The 21,045-nt window shown below is 70.7% G+C and carries 19 protein-coding genes; 14 read left to right on the top strand and 5 right to left on the bottom strand.

What is annotated here, in order from left to right:
- Window positions 1-3 precede the first annotated feature (3 nt).
- The 3 genes from SK854_RS44510 to SK854_RS44500 all read right to left on the bottom strand — a co-directional run bounded on the left by SK854_RS44510 (window position 4) and on the right by SK854_RS44500 (window position 4,934).
- Complete coding sequence (locus SK854_RS44510; protein WP_319981232.1) at window positions 4-792, bottom strand: 2-amino-3,7-dideoxy-D-threo-hept-6-ulosonate synthase; 789 nt, start codon at window positions 790-792, stop codon at window positions 4-6.
- On the bottom strand, window positions 789-2,039 hold the full coding sequence (locus tag SK854_RS44505; RefSeq protein WP_319981231.1) for an aspartate kinase: 1,251 nt from the start codon (window positions 2,037-2,039) through the stop codon (window positions 789-791). Before SK854_RS44505 ends, SK854_RS44510 begins: the two co-directional genes overlap by 4 nt.
- A 165-nt stretch (window positions 2,040-2,204) precedes the next feature.
- Complete coding sequence (locus SK854_RS44500; protein WP_319981230.1) at window positions 2,205-4,934, bottom strand: helix-turn-helix transcriptional regulator; 2,730 nt, start codon at window positions 4,932-4,934, stop codon at window positions 2,205-2,207.
- Between the two features lie 260 nt (window positions 4,935-5,194).
- Between SK854_RS44500 and SK854_RS44495 the strand changes: the two genes are divergently transcribed.
- The 3 genes from SK854_RS44495 to SK854_RS44485 are packed head-to-tail and all read left to right on the top strand — an operon-like array spanning window position 5,195 to window position 7,745.
- Entirely contained in the window at window positions 5,195-6,370 is a 1,176-nt protein-coding gene (locus SK854_RS44495) for an MFS transporter (protein WP_319981229.1), read from the top strand.
- A gap of 2 nt (window positions 6,371-6,372) precedes the next feature.
- Window positions 6,373-6,996, top strand: coding sequence for an HAD-IA family hydrolase (locus SK854_RS44490; protein WP_319981228.1), 624 nt, complete (start codon window positions 6,373-6,375; stop codon window positions 6,994-6,996).
- Between the two features lie 5 nt (window positions 6,997-7,001).
- Window positions 7,002-7,745, top strand: coding sequence for an inositol monophosphatase family protein (locus SK854_RS44485; protein ID WP_319981227.1), 744 nt, complete (start codon window positions 7,002-7,004; stop codon window positions 7,743-7,745).
- 1 nt (window position 7,746) lies between these two features.
- Here the strand turns inward: SK854_RS44485 and SK854_RS44480 are convergent, their stop codons facing one another.
- On the bottom strand, window positions 7,747-8,724 hold the full coding sequence (locus SK854_RS44480) for a hypothetical protein (protein WP_319981226.1): 978 nt from the start codon (window positions 8,722-8,724) through the stop codon (window positions 7,747-7,749).
- Window positions 8,725-8,946: 222 nt separating this feature from the next.
- Here SK854_RS44480 and SK854_RS44475 point away from each other — a divergent pair, with 222 nt between their 5' ends.
- The 6 genes from SK854_RS44475 to paaZ all read left to right on the top strand — a co-directional run bounded on the left by SK854_RS44475 (window position 8,947) and on the right by paaZ (window position 15,144).
- A complete protein-coding gene (locus tag SK854_RS44475) occupies window positions 8,947-10,161 on the top strand; it encodes a response regulator transcription factor (RefSeq protein ID WP_319981225.1) in 1,215 nt (404 codons plus the stop codon).
- The gene (locus tag SK854_RS44470) at window positions 10,158-11,390 is read left to right on the top strand and encodes a helix-turn-helix transcriptional regulator (protein WP_319981224.1); all 1,233 of its coding nucleotides are present in this window, start codon (window positions 10,158-10,160) and stop codon (window positions 11,388-11,390) included. The genes SK854_RS44475 and SK854_RS44470 overlap by 4 nt, the downstream gene beginning before the upstream one ends.
- Window positions 11,391-11,419: 29 nt before the next feature.
- Window positions 11,420-12,154 (top strand): thaumatin family protein, encoded by a 735-nt coding sequence (locus SK854_RS44465; protein ID WP_319981223.1) that lies wholly within the window; start codon window positions 11,420-11,422, stop codon window positions 12,152-12,154.
- A 230-nt stretch (window positions 12,155-12,384) separates the two neighbouring features.
- The gene (locus tag SK854_RS44460) at window positions 12,385-12,555 is read left to right on the top strand and encodes an RlpA-like double-psi beta-barrel domain-containing protein (RefSeq protein ID WP_319981222.1); all 171 of its coding nucleotides are present in this window, start codon (window positions 12,385-12,387) and stop codon (window positions 12,553-12,555) included.
- A complete protein-coding gene (locus SK854_RS44455; protein ID WP_319981221.1) occupies window positions 12,540-13,025 on the top strand; it encodes a CAP domain-containing protein in 486 nt (161 codons plus the stop codon). The genes SK854_RS44460 and SK854_RS44455 overlap by 16 nt, the downstream gene beginning before the upstream one ends.
- A 97-nt stretch (window positions 13,026-13,122) precedes the next feature.
- Window positions 13,123-15,144, top strand: coding sequence for a phenylacetic acid degradation bifunctional protein PaaZ (gene paaZ / locus SK854_RS44450; RefSeq protein WP_319981220.1), 2,022 nt, complete (start codon window positions 13,123-13,125; stop codon window positions 15,142-15,144).
- Here the strand turns inward: paaZ and SK854_RS44445 are convergent.
- A complete protein-coding gene (locus SK854_RS44445) occupies window positions 15,141-16,613 on the bottom strand; it encodes an FAD-dependent oxidoreductase (RefSeq protein WP_319981219.1) in 1,473 nt (490 codons plus the stop codon). The two genes, paaZ and SK854_RS44445, sit on opposite strands and share 4 nt — an antisense overlap.
- 41 nt (window positions 16,614-16,654) lie before the next feature.
- Between SK854_RS44445 and SK854_RS44440 the strand changes: the two genes are divergently transcribed.
- The 5 genes from SK854_RS44440 to SK854_RS44420 all read left to right on the top strand — a co-directional run bounded on the left by SK854_RS44440 (window position 16,655) and on the right by SK854_RS44420 (window position 20,975).
- Window positions 16,655-17,917 carry an NAD(P)/FAD-dependent oxidoreductase gene (locus SK854_RS44440; protein ID WP_319981218.1) on the top strand — a complete coding sequence of 421 codons (1,263 nt, stop codon included), beginning with the start codon at window positions 16,655-16,657 and terminating at the stop codon, window positions 17,915-17,917.
- A 75-nt stretch (window positions 17,918-17,992) separates the two neighbouring features.
- Window positions 17,993-18,499: a helix-turn-helix domain-containing protein gene (locus SK854_RS44435; protein ID WP_093604052.1), complete on the top strand. Its 507-nt coding sequence runs from the start codon at window positions 17,993-17,995 to the stop codon at window positions 18,497-18,499.
- A gap of 28 nt (window positions 18,500-18,527) precedes the next feature.
- Window positions 18,528-19,430, top strand: a complete 903-nt coding sequence (locus SK854_RS44430; protein WP_319981217.1) for an SRPBCC family protein — start codon at window positions 18,528-18,530, stop codon at window positions 19,428-19,430.
- A gap of 130 nt (window positions 19,431-19,560) precedes the next feature.
- Window positions 19,561-20,388 carry an extensin family protein gene (locus tag SK854_RS44425; RefSeq protein WP_319981216.1) on the top strand — a complete coding sequence of 276 codons (828 nt, stop codon included), beginning with the start codon at window positions 19,561-19,563 and terminating at the stop codon, window positions 20,386-20,388.
- A 149-nt stretch (window positions 20,389-20,537) separates the two neighbouring features.
- Window positions 20,538-20,975: a hypothetical protein gene (locus tag SK854_RS44420; protein ID WP_319981215.1), complete on the top strand. Its 438-nt coding sequence runs from the start codon at window positions 20,538-20,540 to the stop codon at window positions 20,973-20,975.
- The last annotated feature ends 70 nt before the right edge of the window (window positions 20,976-21,045 follow it).

The following is a 21,045-nucleotide window of genomic DNA, read 5'->3' as shown; positions in this document are numbered from 1 at the left end:
AGCTCAGGCGGCGATCGCCATGCGGCCGTGCACGACGTCACCGATCTCGCGGGCCAGCCGGCCCGGCGTCGGGTGCTGGAAGATGTTGCGGCCCATGGCCACTCCCGCCGCACCCGCGCGCACCGTGGAGGCGACGCGCCGCAGCAGGTCCCGCTTGTCGTCCACCGGCGGTCCGCCCGCCACGACGACGGGGATGGGGCACGCGCGGACGACGTCGGCCATGGCGGCGGCCGAGCCGGGGTAGCTGACCTTCACCAGGTCGGCGCCGAGGTCGGCGGCGAGCGTCGCGGAGTGCGTGACGAGTTCGGGATCGGCGGCGTTGTCGATCTGCGGGCCGCGGGCGTACATCATGGCCAGCAAGGGAATGCCCCAGCGTTCGGTCTCCTCCGCGGTGCGCGAGAGGTCGGCGATCTGCTCGGCCTCCTGCTGCGAGCCCATGTTCACGTGCACGCTGACCGCGTCGGCGCCGAGCCGCAGTGCCGCCTCGACGCTCGTGACGAGGTACTTCGCGTCCGGGTCGGGGGCGTGCGCGGTGCTGGCGCTCAGGTGCACGATCAGCGAGGTGTTGACGAACCGCTTGGGGTCGAGGTGCCGGACGGTTCCCTTGTGCAGCACCACGGCGTCGACCTTGGCCGCGGCGAGCTCACCGACCAGGTCGTCCAGCGAGTCGTCGGGGGTCACCGGTCCGTCGGCGACCGAGTGGTCGAGCGGAACGATCATCAACCGGCCGTCTCCGTTGCGGTCGATGCGGTCGAGGCGCAACCTCGCGCCGAAGGATTGCGGCTGGTTCACCGGGACCTGCTCCCTTCGAGGTCGTGTCGGTCAAGTCCGAAGCATTCGTAGAGCGCGCGCACGGCGTCGTGGAGCCGTTCTCTGGCAACGAGGAACGTCGTCCGTGCCTGACTGCACGCCACGCATTCGGCGGCGATCCCGGCCGTGGACAACGCGGTGAGGCCGAGCGCGGTGAGGCCTGGCCTGCTCAGCAGACCGGTGCCGACGGCGCAGACGCGGCCGAACTCGCGGCGCAGCGAGACCGTGCAACCGAGCTCGTCCCGCACGGCGGCCACCGCCTCGTCCGCGGCCTCGTCGGTGAGGCAGAACCGCATCCGCAGCGGCGCGCCGGGAGGCGACCACCACTGCACCGAGTCGACCGCGATCTCCAAGCGCGCCAACGCCTCCAACACGCGCGCGCTGCCTTCGACCAGGCCGCACCCGGCTTCCACCAGGACCTGCGTCACCTTCTCGTCGTGCGTCACCGCGACCACGCCGGCGCGTCCTTCGAGGACGTCCGAGTCGAGCATCGCCGCTCTCCTTCCGAAGATCGTGCTTCCGTCGCCGAGACCGGACGCGTCGCGCACGACGATGTCGACGCCGTGCGCGGCGGCCAGCTCGACCGAACGCGGGTGCAGCACCCGTGCACCGGAGAACGCCATCTCCGCCATCACGGCGGCGGGCAGCACGGGCAGCAGACCGGCACCGGGTACGACCCTGGGATCGGCGCGGGCGATGCCGCGCACGTCGGTGTAGATCTCGCACACCGCCGCGCCGTGCGCGACGGCCAGTGCGACCGCCGAGGTGTCGGATCCGCCGCGGCCGAGCGTGACGACGGCGCCGTCGTCGTCGAGGGCCTGAAAACCCGCGACGACCACGACGTGGCCGCGGTCGAGCCACAGCCGGACGGTGCCGGTGTCGATCGAGGCGATCACGCCGGCGCCGGGCGGTCCCACCGCGCGCAGCCCGGCTTCCGGCCCGGACAACGACACGGCGGGCACGCCCAGGTCGCGCAGCGCGATGGCGAGCAACGCGGCGGAGGCCAGCTCACCGGTCGCGAGGAGCTTGTCGGTCTCCCGCGGGTCCGGCACGTCGCTGACCGCCGTGGCCGAGCGGACCAGCTCGTCGGTCGTGCCGCCCCGTGCGGACGCCACGACGACCACGGCGTTACCTGCGCGATGGGCCTCGGCAACGCGCTGCGCCACGGCGGCGACCTGCGCGTCGTCGGCCAGCGAGCTGCCGCCGTACTTCTGGATGCTGATCTCCATGCCACTCCGTTCGGAATTCGTCCGATGGGAGCTGAAATTCACCCCTCACAAAGAGGTTCTCCGGCTGGAGCGACAGCGAAGCTCGCGTAAATCCATGAACCTGGTCCATGCGATCTGGTAATAGCCGCAACTGCCTCACACGAATGAGTGAGGCACCGGCCGAATTCAGGTGCGCTTTCGTTCGTGCGCGATCACCTGAAGCGCCAGTTCGACGCGGTTGGTGACCTGGAGTTTCGTGAACGCGTTGCGCACGTGCGTACCGATGGTGTTGGGGGAGAGGGTCAGGCGTGAGGCGATGGCCTTGTTGGTGAGCCCGCGCGCGACCAGCCGCGCCACGCGCACCTCGGTCTCGGTGAGGCTCGCCCACAGCTCCAGCGACGGCGACGGGATCGGGTCGTCGGGATCGCGGTCCGGCGCGTCCGGGACCGGGGTGAGGCGCTGCCCGGCGCCGACCGCGGTCCACCTGTGCTGGGCCTGTTCCAGCAGGTCACGGCTTTGCCGGCCCTCGCCGTGCTCGAACGCGAGCTGACCGGCGTCGGTGAGCGCGGCGGCCGCGGCAGCCGCACGGCCGCTGTGCCGGTGGAGCTCGGCGGCCCTGATCACCGCGCCCACGTCGCGGTCGCGCAGACCCGTGGCGTGCGCGGCGGCCGCGGCGACCCACAGAACACCGGGATTGCGTTCGCTCAGCTCCCGTGCGACTCGCACGATCTGATCGACCCGTCGTTCGTCGGCCCGATGCCGGGCGAGGCGCACCAGCACCGGTGCGACCGGCGTCGGCGCGGAGGCGGTGATGGCGATCAGATCGGCGCTGGTCAGGAGCACCTCGGCCGCCTCGGCCGCCTCGTCGTGTCGGTCGGACTCGCACAGCAGGAGCACCCGCCGCCAGGTGAGCCTGGCCGCTCCGGCGCCACCGAGTTGTTCGGCCTCCCTCAGGTTCGCCTCGGCCGCGTCCACGTCGCCGAGCGCCGTGCGGATCTCCGTGAGCAGGAGCAACGCCCGCCCGAGCATCGGCGAGGACGGCGACTCCCGCGCGGTGAGGACGGCCAGTTCGGCGCCGGCGGCCGCGGAGCGCAACCGGCCGGCCGCCAGGTGGGCGCGGGCCTGGTGGTACTGCCAGCGCGACACCGGCCACGACGCGCCCAGTTGCGCGGTCTCCCTCGCGACCAGGTCCAGCGTCGAGTGCACCTCGTCGAACCGGTCCAGCGCCACGAGCGGCGCGCACAGCCACAACCGCGAGGTGAGCCCGCGCTGCGGCGGCCCCGCCCGGTCGGCCTCGTGCACGGCGGCCCTGGCCAGTTCCAGGGCACGACCGAGCTCACCGCGGCGCAACGCGATCTGCGCCCGCGCGGCCGATCCGAGCACGACCGCCTCGCCACCGGCCGACCCGGCCAGCGCCGCCGCGTTCGCCGCGGCCTCGGTGTGCCCGGCGGCCGCCAGCCGATAGGCCTGCACGGCGGCCAGGTCGGCGCGGTCCCGCTCGGCGAGGTCCGGCCGGGCCGACGCCCTGCGCGCGTACTCGACGACCAGGTGGTCGTGGCCTGGGTCGCGGGCGTCGGCCAGTTCGGCGAGCGCGCACACCAGCCGCGTCTCGGTACCGGCGTCCGTGGTCCGGTTCAGCGCCCGCACCGCGAGGTCCCACGCCTGTTCGGTCCGGCCCTCCGCCCCGAGCAGCCGCACCGCGTCCACGGTGAGGTCCCCGGTGTCGTCGCGGATCAGGTCCAGGAGCCGCACCGCGAGGCCGGCCGACCCCGTCCGGTCGCGCACGGCCTTGCGCAGCGTGTCCACCACCGCCCCGGATCCGTGGTGGCCACCGCGTTCGAGGTGGTGCACGACCTCGTCGGCCGGTCGTCCCTCGCGCGCGACCACGTCGGCGGCCTCCCGGTGCAGCGCCACCCGCACGGGCTCGGTGAGCCCCGCGTAGACGACGCGCCGGACCAGTTCGCTGCGGAACGTCAGCCCGCTCGTGACGGCGGCCAGCACACCGGTCTCCACCAGCAGCGCGGCCGCCCAGAGCAGTTCGGCCACCGGCCGGCGCAGCAGCGCGGCCGCCTCGTGCACGGTGAACCGCCTGCCCAGCACCGCTCCCGCGTCCAGCACCTCCGCGGTCGGCCCGCTGAGGTCGCCCAGCGCCGAACGGACCTCGGTCACGAGCCAGTGCGGCAACGGCTGACCGGCCGACGCGAGGACGGCCTTCCCGTCCGCCACCCGCACGTGCCCAGCGTCCTGCAACGCGCGCACGACCCGTTCCGTGTCGCTGTCGAGATCGCTCGCGATCGCCACGACCGCCTGGTCGGGCTCCGCGCCGAGCACGCGTGCGCACAGCCGCCGCACGTCCTCGCCGGTCGGCCACCTCGACGGCAGCCTGCGGGCACCGGCCTCCAGCAGCACGTCGACCACGCCGAGCACGGCGGCGGAGGCCTGCGAACGGCGCACCGACAACAGCCACAGCACGGGCGTACCCGCGAGCTCCGGCACGAGCATGCGCAACGCCAGCGCGGTGACCTCGTCGGCGTGGTGGAAGTCGTCCAGGCACACCAGCAGGCCCTGACCGGCGGAAAGGTCCATCAGCCGGGTGCGGATCTCGCGCAACGCCGTGAGGTGGCTGACGTCGAAGTCGTGGTGCGAGCCGGGCGTCCCGGTGCTCAGCGCCGCCCGCAGCGTCGACAGCGGAGCGACCCGGTCCACGTGGGTCGCGCGGCCGTGCACGACCCGCACCCCGGCCTGCGCCGCCTTCGCCCTGACTCGGCTGACCAGCGCTCTGCGGCCCAGCACCCCGTGCTGCTCGGCGATCAGGACGCTGCCCTCACCGCGCGCCAGAGCGGCGAGCGCGGCGTCGACGAGTTCTGCGTGTCCCGATAATCGCGGCGTGGCGTGCGGCTCCACGTCCTCGAGCACAGGCGATCCTCCCCTTGATGAGTCCGCGGCGCGTCAGGTCCCCCCAGACGCCCGGAATACTGGGCCTACCCACTTCGTCGCCGTTCGGAACCGCTCATACAGGTGGTAATCGGACAGTCACCGCGTTACTCCAATCACGTGAATACGATCGTCGCCCCCCGAGGCAGTTTCGATTTTCTCGGCGAAATCCGCATAGCCGTCGAACGAGTCGTCAACCCTTCGTGCAATTGCGTTCCCGATGCGCACGCCTGGAGGGGGCAGTGAAGAGGATTTGGATTTGGGCCTTGTTCAGCGGCGCGTTCGCGGTCGCGTGCACTGAATTCGCCGTCGTCGGCCTGTTACCCCAGATCGCGCGTGACCTCGGTGTGTCGGAGGCGGCGGCAGGCCAGCTGGTGACGCTGAACGCCGTGGCGTTCGCCATCAGCGCGCCCGTGCTGGCCGCCGCCTGCCACAAGATGGACCGCCGCAAGGTCCTCTTCGGCTGCCTGACCGTGTTCGCGCTCGGTCACGCCACCGCGGGCCTCGCCCCGAACTACCCGGTGCTGCTGGGCTCGCGCATCCTGTCCGGCGCGATGATGGGTCTCTACCTGGCCACCGCGATCGGCGCCGCCGCCCGTCTGGGCGGAGAGGAACGCCGCGCCTCGTCCATCGCGACGATCCAGGCGGGCGTCAACACCGCCACGGCGCTGGGCGTGCCGATCAGCACCCTGCTCGGCCACCACATGGGCTGGCGGGTGCCGATGTTCGTGATCGGCGCGCTCGCGTTGCTGTCACTGGGTTTCATCGCCGTGGTGCTGCCGCCCACCGGCGCTGACGAGGGCCCGCCGCTGCGCGAACGGTTGCGTGCGGTCCGCACCGCGCCCGTGCTCGTCGGACTCGCCGCGATCACGCTGTTCTGGGGTGCCTCGTTCACCGTCTACACCTACCTCGTGCCGTTGCTGGAGCAGCGCACCGGCATGAACAACACGATGGTGATCGTCGTGCTGATCATCGCCGGCGTCTGCGCCGTGGTGGGCAACGTGATCGGTGGCAGGGGAGCGGACACCGACTCCCGCAAGACGTTGCTGATCACTTCGGCTGTCACCGCGGTGGCGTTGCTCGCGGTCCTGCCGCTGTCGGTGAGCGCGGTGCAGACCATCGCGCTGGTGGTCGTCTGGCAGCTCGCCGCCTGGTCGTTCGTCCCCGCCGTGCAGGCCGCGCTCTTCCAGGCGGCGGGCGAGGGCGGCGAACTCGCCGTGTCGTTCGCGGTGTCGGCCTTCAACATCGGCATCGTCGCGGGCGCCGGCTTCGGCGGCATCGCACTCGCCCAGGCCGGTCTGCCCGGTGTCGCCGTGCTCGGCGGCGTGCTCGGCATCGTCGCGCTCGGCTTCGTGATCGTGCTGGTCCGCTACGTCGCGCAGCGCGAACCCGTCACCTCTGGAGCTTCGAAAGGATGACCATGCGACTGGAATTCGACGCGGTGCTGTTCGACCTCGACGGCACCCTGATCGACTCGACGGCCGCCGTCCGCAGGGCCTGGCGGCGCTGGGCGGAGGAGGAAGGCGTCGATCCCGCGCGCCTCGCCGGTACGGAAGGCAAGCCCGCCAAGGACATCGTCGCCGCCCTGCTCCCGCCTGAGCGCCACTCGCAGGCCCTGGAGCACTACTCCCACATCGCCACCCACGACCTCGACGGCGTCGTCGTGCTGCCCGGCGCCCTCGACGCGACGGCCGCCGCGGGCCCGTTGAAGGCCATCGTGACCTCGTGCACGCGTGACGTCACCGAGGCCCGCACCGCCGCCGCCGGCCTCCCCACGACCGACGTGCTGGTCACCGCCGACGACGTGAGGCAGGGCAAACCCGCGCCCGAGCCGTATCTGTCCGCCGCGGACCAACTGGGCACCGACCCACGCCGTTGCCTCGCCGTCGAGGACACCGCCTCCGGTCTCGCGTCGGGCCGCGCCGCCGGCTGCACGACCCTCGGCGTTGGTGCGGATCTCGACGCGGACGTCGTCGTGCCCGACCTCTCGCACGCGCGGTTCGAGGTCCACGGCGACCGCGTCGTTCTCAGCGTTCAGGACTGACCACAATGGACGATCACGCGCTGGCCTCCTCTCTCGCTTCCACCGCCCGGAACCTGTTGGCACGCCTGCGTTCTGACGGTGTTGCCGGACCAGAGCTGGGTCGCGAAGGCGACCGTCAGGCTCACGATCTGCTCGTCGGACTGCTGGAGCGGCACCGTCCAGACGACGCCGTGCTGTCCGAGGAAGGCGACCCCGTCCCGCCCGGCGCCCGCTCCGGCCGGTTGTGGATCATCGACCCGCTGGACGGCACCCGCGAGTACTGCGACCGCCGCGACGACTGGGCCGTCCACGTGGCGCTGGCTGAGAGAGGTGAGCTGACCGCTGGTGCCGTGGCCCTTTCATCGGGAGACACGCACAGCACGGCCTCTCCGGTGCCGTTGCCCGCCCCGGCGGACCGGCGGCTTCGAGTGGCGGTGAGCCGCAGTCACCGGCCGCCGCTGGTGGACGAACTGGCCGGCGTGCTGGACGTCCAGCCGGTGCCCATGGGTTCGGCCGGGGTCAAGGCGGTGGCGGTGTGCACCGGGCGGGTCGACGCCTACGTGCACGCGGGTGGCCAGTACCAGTGGGACAGCGCGGCGCCGGTCGCCGTCGCCCTTGCGGCCGGTGCCCACGCTTCTCGTCTCGACGGCACGCCGCTGGACTACCGCTCGTCCGATCCGCGCACCGAGGATCTGCTGGTGTGCCGCCCTGAGGTGGCACCGGCGTTGCTGGACGCCCTGGCCGGACTTCGCTCGTCCGCGCGCGGGTAGGTCAGATCGCTCGCGCGATGGCGATGTTGCCCGTCAGCCGGTCCCCGGCCTCGTAGATCATGTACTCCCGGCCCTGGTAGGTGCCGAACGAGGGTGCTGCCGCCCTGCCGTTGTCCGGTGATCCGGACAAGGAGTCGTGGAAGACGCCCAGGTGGTTGCGCTTGCTGAAGTCTGCGCCCACTTCGGTGATGAGGATGTTGCCGCCGCTGCCGATGTCGGTGTTGTACACGACGTAGACGCTGTTGTTGCGGAACAACAGGTGTGGCCCGCCGACGTTGACCGCGCCCACGTCCTGGTGCCGGACGAGCGGGGTCTGGGCGAACGTCCAGTCGCGTGCGTTGGGCGACCAGCCCCAGCCGATGTCCCGCCGGTTCGTGCTGTTGTTGATCATGAACACCATCACGTACCGGGCGTTGCGCGACGGCAGGTCGTGCCGGAACACCCTCGCGTAGGAGGTCTCGGTGGTGCCCGCGGGCTGCAGTCGCGTGGACAGGACCTCCTTCTCGTAGGAGAAGTGGATGCCGTCGGCGGAGCTGGCGAGCCGGGTCACGGTGTTCTCGCCGTGGAAGTACAGGTACATGCGCTTGACGTCGTCGTTCCACATGGCGTGTGGCGAGGACACGTGGGACACGCTGTACTCGCCTGGCCAGCTCCGCGAAATGATCGGGTTGCCGGCGTACTCGGTGAACTCCTCCTCCAGTGAGTTCGCGTAAGCCAGGCAGATTCCACCTGGTGCGTCGTGGGGCGCGTAGTAGAGGTAGTAGGCCGCGAGTGCGCCGGAGATCCGATCTTTTGTGCCGCGAATGGTGGGAAAGATCAATTCGTTGGTCGGGTTGTAGCGAAGCTTGTTCTTGACGAGGGCGAGCCTGGTGTACCGGTAGTTCGGGAAGCCCGCCGGCGCCGCGACGGCAGGCGCGACTCCCGTCAGCAAGGCCGCTCCCGCCGTGCCCAGCAACAGTTGACGGCGGCTCGGTGGCATGGGGCGCTCCTTCGCTTCGAGGACTCAGGGGTGATCCGGACCGTAGAGCCGCCGATGCGATGAAACAAGACTGTAATACGTATTATCAGGCGAGAGTTCGCGTTCGGAGTGCTGGGAAGGCCTGAACACTTCTGTTCAATGGAGACGTATTTGGCGGTAAGGTCCAGACCAGTTGATCGTCCAGATGAGATGAGACGCATTTCTCGGAAAGGACGTCGTCGGATGACGAACAACGGTTTGCTCGAGGAGGTTTGCCGCACCCGTTTCGAATTGGTGCGCAGTGGGCGGTGGAATGAGGCGGACGAGTTCGCGCGCGACGCGGTGCCGGGGCTGGAGCCTGCCGCTCTCGCCTACCTGCCGGGGTTCCCGGAAACGCGCGGGCGATCCGATCCGGCCCTGTTCCGGGCGGTGCAGGCGGTCAATCGCGGCACCGGCCGTGCCGAAGCGTCCGGAATCGCCCAGCGCGTGCTGGCGGCGGGCGAGGTGCTGGACGCGGGCGCGTTCTGGCAGGCGGTGACGGTCCTCGTCCACGTCGGCGAGGTCGGCCTGGCGCACCGGCACTGGGCTGCGGCCGCCGGCCACGATCTCCTCGGCGGACGGATCATGCTGCTGCGCGGCGATCCGCGCGCCGCGGTGCGGCTGCTGGAGGGCGTCCGGCCACGGGGCGTCGCGGTCGCCTGGCTGGCCCTGGCGCTCACGGAGACCGGCGAGTTCGGCCGGGCGCACGCCGTGCTGGAGACCGAGCACCCGGACAGCGCCGAGCTGTGCTTCGCCCGCGGCCGGCTCCTGCTGGCGCAGGGGCAGAGCGCCCTGGCACTGGACGAGTTCCTCAACTGCGGACGGCTGCTCGCGGAGTGGGGTGTCGTCAACCCGGCGGTGCTGCCCTGGAGGTCGTCCGCCGCTCTGGCCGCCGCCGATCTCGGAGACCTCGTGCTCGCGCGGATCTGCGCGGACAAGGACCTGGTCGCTGCCAGAAGATGGGGCGCGCCAAGGGGAATCGGACTCGCCCTGCACGCCTGCGCCCTGGCGCGCGGCGGTGACGACGTTCTGCTCGAGGAAGCGCTCACCTGTCTGGCACCGGCCGCGGGCGAGGCGTTGCGCGTGCGTCACGACCTGGCACAGCTCCTGCTCGCGCGCGGTGAGATCGAACGGGCCCGCGAGCACGTCCGGCGGTTGCGGGAGGCTTGCTGTCCACGGTGGACTCGTGAGGCGGACGCGTTGGCGTCGCGACTGTTGCGCAACGACGGCGAGTCCGCCCTGAGCGGACAGGAACGCAGGATCGCCCTGATGGCCAGGTCGGGGAGGTCGAACCGGGAGATCGCCGCCGAGCTGAACCTGACGGTGCGCACCGTCGAGATCCACCTCACCGCCGTGTACCGCAAGATGGGGGTGGCGGGGCGGCCGGGTCTGCGCCGGGCGTTGGTCCCCACGGCGTGAGGTGGGCGCCTGGTCCGGACCCCGAGTGCCCGGCGGCCGTCTCGGCCGGTCTGCTCGCTGCGGGGGAGAACTGGACCGAAGCCGTCCAGGCGGCTGAACGGGCGTTGGCGACGCCCGGCTGCCGGGAGCGCGCGCCGTGCATGTCGCGCGCGGTGGGGACGCTGGTCTGCGCGGGCGAACTCGTGGCCGCCGACGCGCACAGCCTCGCCTTGCTCGACGAGAATCCCGGCGACCAGGTGATGGCGGAGCACATGTTGCTCGCCCGAGCCGGAGTGGCTCGCCGCACCGGCGATCTCGCGCGGTGTTCGTCTCTGCTGGACGTGTTGCGGGACAACGGTGCCGAGGACGAGATCCGTCCGGTGGTGCTGCTCTGGTCGGTGGAGTTGCTGGTCGCCCGAGGGGAACCGCGCGCAGCCGAGGCCGTGCTGCTCGACCACGGCGTCGCCGCGAAGATCGAGGCCTGTCACCCCGACCGTGCGCTGCTGCTCGCGGCCGCCGCGGTGGTGGCGATGGCGACGGGCCGTCCGCGGGACGCCCTGGCGGGCCATCTCGCGTGCGGACGGGTGTGCACCGAGGCCGGTGTCCTCAACCCCGCTGTGCTGCCGTGGCGTTCCTGGGCCTCCCGCGCCGCCCTGGTGTGCGGTGACACCGATGAGGCTCTGCGCCTGGCGACGGAGGAACACACCGCCGCGGCTCGGTGGGGCGAGCCGAGAGCACTCGGCTGGAGCCTGGCGGCGGTCGCGGAGGGTTCTCCCGGCGGTGAGGACCTCGTGGCGTACGAACGGGCGGTTCGCCTGCTGGAACTGGCGCACGCGAGGATGGAACTCGCGGAAGTGCTGTGCGACTACGGCGCCCGGCTCACCGCACATGGCAGGCAGACTGCGGCGTACGAGATCTACGCACAAGCGCGTGCCACGGCCCTGGACGTCGGCGACACCGCCATCGTGTGGCGTGCGGAAGAGGCCATGACCGCCACGGCGTGCGGCGGCGAGCCGGCGCTGACGCCAGTCGAGACGGAGATCGCCCGGTTCGTGCTCGCGGGCATGCCCAACCGGGCGATCGCGGCCCGGCTCGCGATGGCGACGCGGACCGTCGAACTGCACCTGACCAGGGTCTATCGCAAGCTCGGGCTGTCGGGCCGGCGAGAGTTGCGTGCGACCGGGTGGGCAGGGCCGCACCAGAGAACCTTGCGGACCGACCGCGATGCCCCCGCGGGCTCCTCCGGGTGATCGTGGAGCCCCGAGGAGGGAGCCCGCAGATGCTCACACGATTGCTCGTGGCCCTGTTCGCGCTCACGTTCGCCGCTGTGCCGACCGCGAACGCGGCGATCGACCACACGGTCACCCTGGTCAACAACACCGGCCAGACGATCTGGGTCGGCAGCACCGTCAACGCGGACGGTTCCAAGGCGCTGACGAACCTGCCCACGCTGCTCAACGGCCAGTCCGCGACCATCACGATCCCCGAGACCTCCGCACCCGGCCACTGGCGCGGCACGTTCTTCGCCCGGCAGGGGTGCACCGGCACCTCCGGCACGAACTTCCGTTGCGCGGTGGGCGATTGCGGTGTCCAGGCCGCCCGCTGCGTCACCGGGGAACAGCCGGCCAGCCTCGCCGAGTTCAACTTCGACTCCCGGGACACGCTCGCCCCCTGGTACAACGTCAGCTACGTCAACGCGTTCTCCGTGCCGGTGTCCATCGCCGCCGTGAACGCGGTCGTACCGCCGGGGTCCACGTCGTGCAGCACCGCCGGGTGCACCGAGAACCTGTTGCCCCGCTGCAACCCCGCGTACGTCAAGTACGGCGTCAACGGTCAGCGCATCAACTGCGTCAACCCCGACCGCGACGCGCCGACCGACTACAGCAACACCATCAAATCCCGCTGCCCCAAGGCCTACGCCTGGTCCAGGCAGGACACCGAACCCGGCAACCAGACCGTGTTCCAGTGCGCGAACTGCAGCGGCTTCAAGGTCACGTTCCACTCCGTGGCCTGAAACGGTCCCCACCGCGAAAGGAAAACCATGAGGTCCACCGTCAAGGTGCTCGGCGCCGCCGCGGTTCTGTCGTTCGTGTTCTCCGGCACCGCCTCCGCCGTCTCCGGCACGGCCAGTTACTACAACGACGCCGGCTACGGCGCCTGCGGCACCAAGATCAACGCGGCGACCGAGCTGCTGGTCGCGGCCCCGCCGCGCTGTGGACGACGCCCAACCCGAACAACGACCCGTTGTGCCGCAAGTCGATCCGGGTCACGCACAACGGCAAGACGATCACGGTGCCGATCAAGGACAAGTGCCCGAGCTGCGCGAGCACCAAGATCGACCTCAGCCAGCCCGCCTTCGCCAGCCTGGCCAACACCTCGGTCGGCATCATCAACGTGACGTGGGAGATCGTCTGATGATCGCGCCGCGCATCTCCCTGCTCGCCGCCGCGACCCTGGCGCTGGCGGCGACACTCACCCCACAGGCCACGGCGGCCACCGTGCAAGAGGACGTCATCGCCCTCACGAACGCCGAACGCGCCAAGGCCGGATGCCCCGCCCTGCGGCAGAACACCGCGCTGAGCACCGCCGCACAGCGTCACTCGGCCGACATGGCCGCGAAGAACTTCATGAGCCACACGGGCTCGGACGGCAGCACCGTGGTCGTCCGGATCGAACGCGCGGGCTACACCCGCTGGACCAGGGCCGCCGAGAACGTCGCCGCCGGGTACGCGACCGCCGCCGGCGTCGTGCGCGGGTGGATGACCAGCTCCGGGCACCGCGCCAACATCCTGAACTGCGCCCTGCGTGACATCGGTGTCGGCCACCAGTACCGGCAGAACACCACGTACGGCCACTACTGGACGCAGGACTTCGGCACGCGCTGAGCCCCGCTGAGCGCTGCGCCACCCTCCGCCACCCCTGATACGTTGCCTGGTGGTCGGGTCGCTGAAGATCCAGCGCCCAGCGAGAAGGGTTGGCTCGATGAGCTTGCTGCGCAGCTACGTGTCGGGTGGGTGGCACACGCCTTCGGTGGAGGGCGCGCCGTTGCACGACGCCGTGACGGGCGAGGAGATCGCACGGATCTCGTCGGCGGGCGTCGACATGGGGGCGGCGCTGCGGTACGGGCGCGAGGTCGGCGGGCCCGCGTTGCGCGAGCTCACCTTCCACCAGCGCGCGCAGCTGCTGAAGGCGCTCGGGCTGTACCTGAAGGAGCACAAGGCCGAGCTGTACGCGTTGTCCGCGCGGTCCGGGGCGACCAGGTCCGACTCGTGGATCGACATCGACGGCGGCTTCGGCGTGCTGCTCGGGTACGCGTCCAAGGCCAAGCGCGAGCTGCCGAACGACAAGGTCTACGTCGACGGGCCAGTCGAACCGCTCGGGCGGGGCGGCACGTTCGTCGGTCAGCACATCTGCACGCCGCTGCACGGTGTCGCGGTGCAGATCAACGCGTTCAACTTCCCGATGTGGGGGCCGCTGGAGAAGTTCGCGCCCGCGTTCATCGCCGGGGTGCCGTCGCTGATCAAGCCCGCGTCCCAGACGGCCTACGTGACCGAGAAGATGGTCGAGCTGATGCTCGCCTCCGGGCTGCTGCCCGAGGGGTCGCTGCAGCTGGTCTGCGGTTCGGCGGGTGACCTGCTGGATCACCTGACCGAGCAGGACCTGGTCGGGTTCACCGGCTCCGCGTCCACGGCCCAGCACCTGCGCACGCACCAGGCCGTGATCCGGTCGTCGGTGCGGTTCAACGCCGAGGCCGACTCGCTGAACTGCTCGATCCTCGGGCCGGACGCGGTCGCCGGCACACCCGAGTTCGACCTGTTCGTCGGTCAGCTGGTGGCCGAGATGACGACCAAGGCCGGGCAGAAGTGCACGGCGATCCGGCGCGCGCTGGTGCCCGCGTCGCTGATCGACGAGGTCGGCGAGGCGGTGGCGGCGAAGCTGGCCGAGGTCGTGATCGGCAACCCCGCCGACAGGTCGGTGAAGATGGGCGCGCTGGCCGGGCTGGAGCAGCGCGAGGAGGTGCTGCGGTCCCTGAAGGCGTTGCGGGAGAACGCCTCGGTCGTCTACGGCGACGGTGCTCTGTCCCTCGTGGACGCTGACGCCGAACGCGGCGCGTTCATGTCGCCGATGCTGCTGCGCGCCGCCGCCGATGCCGTGCAGCCGCACGAGGTCGAGGCGTTCGGGCCGGTGTCGACGCTCATGCCGTACGACTCGATCGACGACGCCGTGACGCTGGCCGCGCGGGGTGCCGGTTCGCTGGTGGGCTCGATCGTCTCCGCCGACACGGACTTCGTGCGCGACGTCGTCATCGGCGTGGCGCCGTGGCACGGCCGGTTGCTGGTGCTGGACCGCGAGGACGCCGGCGAGTCGACCGGGCACGGCTCGCCGCTGCCGATGCTCGTGCACGGCGGACCTGGGCGGGCCGGCGGCGGTGAGGAGATGGGCGGCATGCGCGGCGTGCTGCACCACATGCAGCGCACGGCCGTGCAGGGCAGCCCGCGCGCATTGAGCGCCATCACGAACCGCTGGGTGACGGGCGCGCCTCGCCGTGAGGACGCCGTGCACCCGTTCCGCAAGACGCTCGCCGAACTGCGACTGGGCGACACGGTGGTGGCCGGTCCGCGCGAGGTGACGCTGGAGGACATCGAGCACTTCGCGGAGTTCACCGGCGACACGTTCTACGCGCACATGGACGAGGAAGCCGCCGCGGCCAACCCGTTCTTCGGCGGCCGGGTCGCGCACGGCTACCTCGTGGTGTCGTTCGCGGCGGGACTCTTCGTCTCGCCAGAGCCCGGACCGGTGCTCGCCAACTACGGCCTGGAGAACCTGCGGTTCGTCACGCCGACGTTCCCCGGCGACCAGCTCACGGTGACCTTGACGGTCAAGCAGATCACGCCGCGCGAGGACCAGGAGTACGGCGAGGTCCGCTGGGACGCGGACGTCGCGAACCAGAAGGGCGAGTCGGTCGCGAAGTACGACGTGCTCACGCTGGTGGCGAAGAGCTAACGCGGTTTCTTGCGGGGGAGGGGCCGGGTCGCCGGTCCCTCCAGCACCGCGCCGTCGACGTCGAACCGCGAGCCGTGGCACGGGCAGTCCCAGCTGCGCTCGGCGGCGTTGAACCGCACGAAGCAACCGAGGTGCGTGCAGCGCATCGACACCGCGTGCAGGTCACCGTCGTCGTCGCGGTAGACGCCCATCTTGCCCAGGCCGTCGCGGACGACGTGGGCTTGGCCCGCCGGCAGGTCGTCGCTGGAGGTGGCGTCGGCCGGCAGCACCCGGTCGCCCACCATCTCGACCGCGACCTCGGCGTTCTTCTTCAGCAGCGTCGGCAGCGACTTCAGCGACACCCGGTGAGGGCTGAACCGCTCGGCCAGCTCGTTCGGCTTGCCCGTCACCAGGTCCGCGAGCAGTCCCGCGGCGAACGTGCCGCTGGTCAGGCCCCACTTCATGTAGCCGGTGGCGGTGAACAGGGTGGTGTTGCCCGGCGTGTAGCTCCCGATCATCGGCAGGTGGTCGTAGGACGTCGGGTCCTGCGCCGACCAGCGGTGGGTGATCTCCTCGACCTGCCAGTGCTTGCGGGCGAAGTCCTCCAGGCGGCGGAACGGTTCCACGACGGGTTTGCCGGTCGGGTGGCTCTGGCCGGCGAGGATCAGCTTGTCCTCGTGCGCCGAGATGGACCACGACGGGCTGCCGGTGCTGATCGCCAGTGCTTGCGGCGGTGCGCTGACGCGGGCCGCGACGCAGTAGGCGCGGGTGAGTTCGAGGCGGGGGAAGTACAGGCCGCGGTCCAGCGTCGGGTAGTGCGTGGCGATCACGATCTTCTCGGCGGTAACGCGACCGTCCGCTGTGGACACTCGGTGCCCGCTCACGTCGAGCACGCGGCTGTGTTCGCACACGAGACTGCCGTCGCCGTCGATCGCGTCGGCCAGACCCCGCAGGTACTTCACCGGGTGCAGCGCGATCTGGTCGTCCAGCCGAACGGCCGCGTGCACCTCGAACGGCAGGTCGACGTCGCCGGCCGCCTTGACCGGGAGCCCGACCTGGCGGGCGGCGATGAGTTCGTGGTCGACGTCGCGCACCTCGGACTCGGTGTAGGCGTACGTGACGGCCGGTGCGCGGCGCAGGTCGCAGGAGATGCCCTTGGCCAGTTCGGCGACCTGGGCCACGGCCGCGAGGGACGCCGTGGCGTAGTCGGTGGCGGCGGCCAGGCCGTGCGCGCTCCGGATCTGCGAGTACACGGTGGACTGCAGGGCGGTGACCTTGGCGGTGTTGTTGCCCGACACACCCGACGCGACCCGGTCGGCCTCCAGCACGACGACGCGCAGGCCGCGGCGCTTGAGCAGCAACGCGGTGGTGAGGCCGGTGATGCCGCCGCCGACCACGGCCACGTCGAACGAGTGCGCGCCGGTCAGCGGGGGACGGGCCGTGGCCGGGAGCGCGGCGAGCCAGAGCGACTGGTCAGCGGTGGTGGTCATGGCGGTGGATACCCGCGGCCTTCAGCGGGTATGCGATCTCCATGGGCAAGCATCGGGTAGTCGTCGTCGGAGGTGGGTTCGGCGGTCTGGGCGTCGTACGCGGGCTCAACCGCGCGGACGCCGAGGTCACGCTGATCGACCGCACGAACCACCACCTGTTCCAGCCGTTGCTCTACCAGGTGGCGACGGCGTTGCTGCCCGCCGGTGACATCGCGCCGGCGTTCCGGGCGATCCTGCGCACGCAACGCAACGCGCACGTCCTGCTGGGCGAGGTGACCGGGTTCGACACGGCCGCGAAGCGCGTGCACGTCGACCTGACGGACGGGAGGTCGCGCCAGGTCGAGTACGACACCCTGGTCGTGGCGGCCGGCTCGCGCGACAGCTACTTCGGTCACGACGAGTGGGCCGAGTCCGCGCCGCCGATGAAGACCCTCGAACAGGCGGTGGACCTGCGATCGAGGCTGCTCAGGGCGTTCGAGACGGCGGTGGCGGCCGACGATCCGAAGCAGTGGCTGTCGTTCGCGGTCGTGGGCGCGGGACCGACCGGCGTCGAGCTGGCCGGGCAGATCGCCGACCTGGCGCGCCGGGCGTTGAAGGGGCAGTTCCGCGAGATCGATCCGCGTGACGTCCGGATCACGCTGCTGGATGCCGCGCCGCACGTGCTGCCGCCGTTCTCGGCCGAACTGCGCGAGCACGCGCGGGTGAAGCTGGAACGCCTCGGCGTCACGGTGATGACGAGTGCCATGGTCGAGTCGATCGACGCCGCCGGTCTCACCACCAAGGACGGCGACCGGGTCGAGGCGCGGACGATCATCTGGGCGGCCGGCGTGCAGGCCTCGCCGCTCGCGCGCAAGCTCGCCGAGGCGACGAACACCGAGACCGACCGCAAGGGCCGCATCGTCGTGAACCCCGCGGACTGCTCGGTCACCGACGACGTCTTCGCCATCGGCGACATGGTGAACCTGAACGACCTGCCGGGCATCGCCGAGCCCGCGCTCCAGGAGGGCCACCACGTCGCCCGCGTGATCAAAGCACGCCTGAAGGGACGCAGGGCCAAGCCGTTCCGATACCTCGACCTCGGCACGATGGCCACCATCTCGCCTGGTGACGCCGTCGCGGACATCAAGAAGCTGCGGCTCAAGGGCCTGATCGGCAAGGCGGCGTGGGCGGTCGTGCACATCGCGTTCCTGGTGGGCTTCCGCAACCGGATCGCGGTGCTCACCCAGTGGGGCTGGAACCTGGTCACCGGCCGCCGCGCGCAGCCGATCATCCTGGAGCCGGTGCAGGCGATAGAGCGGAAATAGCGGCCGCCGCTAGCGTCCACGAGAAGCCGAAGGCTGGTTCGGTGCTCTCCGTGGTGGACAAGCGGAAGTGGACGTATGTCGAACCTGGTGAACCAACTGCCCGTCGAGGTCGTGCGCTGGCCGGTGGACGCGGCGGCACGGGAGGCGTGCCAGCGCAGTGGGACGTTGTGCCTGCTCGTGCTGGAGAAGAACGTCCCCGCGCCCGTGCTCACCGACATGCGGGAGGACTGGGTCCGCGCGCCGGTGCCGCATCAGGACCTGGCCGTGCGCATCGCCATGCTCAGAGCCCGCGCCGCCCGCTACGCCGTGCCGGAGCTGGACATGTCCGGCATCCTGCGGTTCCGCACGCGGTCCGTGGTGCTCTCGCCGACGGAACGGGCGCTGGTCGGCGAGCTCCTGCGCCGCTTCCGTTCGTTGACCACACGGGAGGACCTGCTGCTCTGCCTGCCCACCAAGGACGGCGACACCAGCAACGCCCTGCACCTGCACATCATGCGGTTGCGGCGGCGGATCTCGCCGCTCGGCCTGGTGATCAAAACCCTGTGGAACCAGGGCTACCAACTGGGTCCGGCGGGCCCGTGAGAGGTTTGGCCAGGGGTAACCGGAGAGCGTGAACACGGAGCTGCTGGGCATCTACCTCAACGACCACCTGGCCGGGGCGATGGCGGGCACCGAGCTCGCCCGTCGCATCAGCCGCACCCATCCCGAGCTGCGCGTCCTCGCCGACGACATCGAGGCGGACCGCAAGGAACTGCTCGACCTCATGCGCGAGACCGGCGTCGACTCGCGTCCCCACAAGGAGGCGCTCGGCTGGCTGACCGAGAAGGCGGGCAGGCTCAAGTTCAACGGGAGGGTGCTCGGCCGTTCGCCGCTGAGCGACGTCCTCGAACTGGAGACCCTGCGCGTCGGCATCGAGGGCAAGACCTCGCTGTGGCGGACGCTGCGGCAGCTGGGGAGCTTCGACGACACGCGGCTGGAACGGCTGGAAAGCCGCGCCGTGAGCCAGGCCGCCCTCGTCGACCAGTACCGGCTCCACCTCGCGCCGCAGGCGTTCAACTCACCGCACGTGTCCGGTGTGGACGTCGAACGCACCTTCACCGTCGCGTCCACCCCCGAGGGCGTCGTCGAGTACCTGCGCGACTTCTCCCGCGCCGAGCAGTGGGATCCGGGCACCGTGTCGTGCACGCGCCTGGACGAAGGCCCGGTCGAGGTCGGTTCGCGCTGGCGCAACGTGTCGCAGTTCCTCGGCCGCAAGACCGAGCTCGTCTACGAGCTGACCAGGGACGACGCGCACGGCCTGCAGTTCGTGGGGCGCAACGACACCGCCACCTCCACCGACGACATCACGATCAGCGCCGGGGACGCGCCGGGCACGGCCAGGATCGCCTACCACGCCCACGTCGAGTTCAACGGGCTCGCGCGGTTCGGGGCGCCGGTCGCGAAGCTCGCGCTGGAGAAGCTGGGCAACGACACCGAGAAGAACCTGGTCCGCGTGCTGGGGCCGGTGCGGTAAAGACATCGGAAAAACGCAGGTCAGGCGCGATTCCGCCATTCGGACGTGATCCCTAGACTCCGTCGGGCCGGTAGGTGAGACAGGCCCTTCGTCCTGCCGCCACCGGCTTGGACGCAGAGGGAGTACTGGGGTGTTCGAGAACAACGTCACCAGGCGCGGCTTCGTCACGGGCGCGGCGGCGGTCGCCGGTCTCGCCGGCCTGTCCACCATCGCTCCGGGCCTGGCCAGCGCCGCCCCCGAGACCAACGACCAGCACACCGACGCCGAGATCCAGGCCGCCGAGGTCGGTGCCCTGGCGATGATGACGTTCCAGAAGATCGACGGCACTCCCGTCTACTACTGGCGTTCCAACCGCGGCAACACGACCGCGCGCAACTGGCAGGCCACCGACGCGTTCTACAACGCGCTCGTCGCCTGGGTCCGTGACCTGCGCTCGCTCTCGTCGAGCTACGGCTCGATCAGCTACATCGTCTCGGCGGGTTTCTACGTCGACAAGCCCGGCCAGCACGGCGCCGGCACCGCGATGGACCTCGACCACGTGCGCTGGTCGAACGGCAACGTCACCTCGCCGCTCGACCAGCACCACGCGTCGGGCACCGCGGCGCTGCGCAAGCGCTACCTCGCGACGGAGGCCGTGTGCCGCCGCCGGTTCCGTTACGTGCTCGACGGCTGGTACAACGCCGACCACCGCGACCACATCCACTCCGACTTCGGTGGCATGCCGGTGCGCGTGCTCAAGGACTCCGAGGCCGACACCAAGTTCGTCCAGGGCACGTGCAACAACTTCCGCGCCTCGGGCCTCGCGATCGACGGCATCTGGGGCCCGAACACGCAGAGCGCGTTCAACGGCCTCAAGTCGGCGCTCGGCGTGACCGGCGACCCGCACACCAGTTCGTCGGTGTGGCAGGGCATGTTGTCGAAGATCGCGACCAAGGGTTTCGCGAACCAGAACATCTGATCCGGGGAAGCAGCAAGGCCGGAGCCCATGCCTCCTGGGCTCCGGCCTTGCTGTGCGCTGGCCTGCATGCAACCCTTCGCAGGCCAGAGCGATGCCCCGCGATCCGCAAGTCGCGCCACCATCGCCTCACCTAGTTGCAGGGGAGCGACGTGGACGCCGCGACCGCCGCCCTTGTCGGCGCTGGTGTCGGCATCATTGGTGCCATCGCGGCGTCATGGATCAACCCGTTCACCACGGCAAAACACGCGCGTGCAGCGAAGAATCTCGAGCTGCGTCGCGAGGCCTACGTCAAAGGGCTGAACGCTGCGCAGACGCTCCGGGTCTGCGAGGACCAGCCTGACTTCGAGCGCGCACTCCAGGCAAGCTGGGATGCCTGGATCGAGATGAGTCTTGTGGCGAGTCCCGAGGTCGCCGCATTGTTCGGCAAGGCCCACGCGGCTGCCGACAAGGCCAACGACGCGTGGGTCGAATCGTCGCCGAGTCAGGACTTCATGAAGTTCCAGAAGTCCTTCATCTCCGCGGTTGCTGAGTTCACGTCTGCCGCGCGCGCGGACATCGGTGCTGGCAAGCCGTACAAGGAGAAGTAGAAGCAGCAAGGCCGGAGCCCATGCCTCCTGGGCTCCGGCCTTGCTGTGCGAGGGCGCCGTGTAGCTGCTC

The sequence above is a fragment of the Lentzea sokolovensis genome, assembly GCF_033949975.1.
In the GTDB taxonomy this organism is placed as follows: Bacteria; Actinomycetota; Actinomycetes; order Mycobacteriales; family Pseudonocardiaceae; genus Lentzea; species Lentzea sokolovensis.
The sequence above is the reverse complement of the archived record's forward strand: the minus strand, read 5'-3'. Positions and strand labels throughout refer to the sequence as shown.

Coding starts and splice junctions, on each gene's coding strand:
- SK854_RS44440 (WP_319981218.1), top strand. CDS start 16,655: ATGGGCAAGCATCGGGTAGTCGTCGTCGGAGGTGGGTTCGGCGGTCTG.
- SK854_RS44490 (WP_319981228.1), top strand. CDS start 6,373: ATGCGACTGGAATTCGACGCGGTGCTGTTCGACCTCGACGGCACCCTG.
- SK854_RS44485 (WP_319981227.1), top strand. CDS start 7,002: ATGGACGATCACGCGCTGGCCTCCTCTCTCGCTTCCACCGCCCGGAAC.
- SK854_RS44465 (WP_319981223.1), top strand. CDS start 11,420: ATGCTCACACGATTGCTCGTGGCCCTGTTCGCGCTCACGTTCGCCGCT.
- SK854_RS44505 (WP_319981231.1), bottom strand. CDS start 2,039: ATGGAGATCAGCATCCAGAAGTACGGCGGCAGCTCGCTGGCCGACGAC.
- SK854_RS44475 (WP_319981225.1), top strand. CDS start 8,947: ATGACGAACAACGGTTTGCTCGAGGAGGTTTGCCGCACCCGTTTCGAA.
- SK854_RS44480 (WP_319981226.1), bottom strand. CDS start 8,724: ATGCCACCGAGCCGCCGTCAACTGTTGCTGGGCACGGCGGGAGCGGCC.
- SK854_RS44435 (WP_093604052.1), top strand. CDS start 17,993: ATGTCGAACCTGGTGAACCAACTGCCCGTCGAGGTCGTGCGCTGGCCG.
- paaZ (WP_319981220.1), top strand. CDS start 13,123: ATGAGCTTGCTGCGCAGCTACGTGTCGGGTGGGTGGCACACGCCTTCG.
- SK854_RS44445 (WP_319981219.1), bottom strand. CDS start 16,613: ATGACCACCACCGCTGACCAGTCGCTCTGGCTCGCCGCGCTCCCGGCC.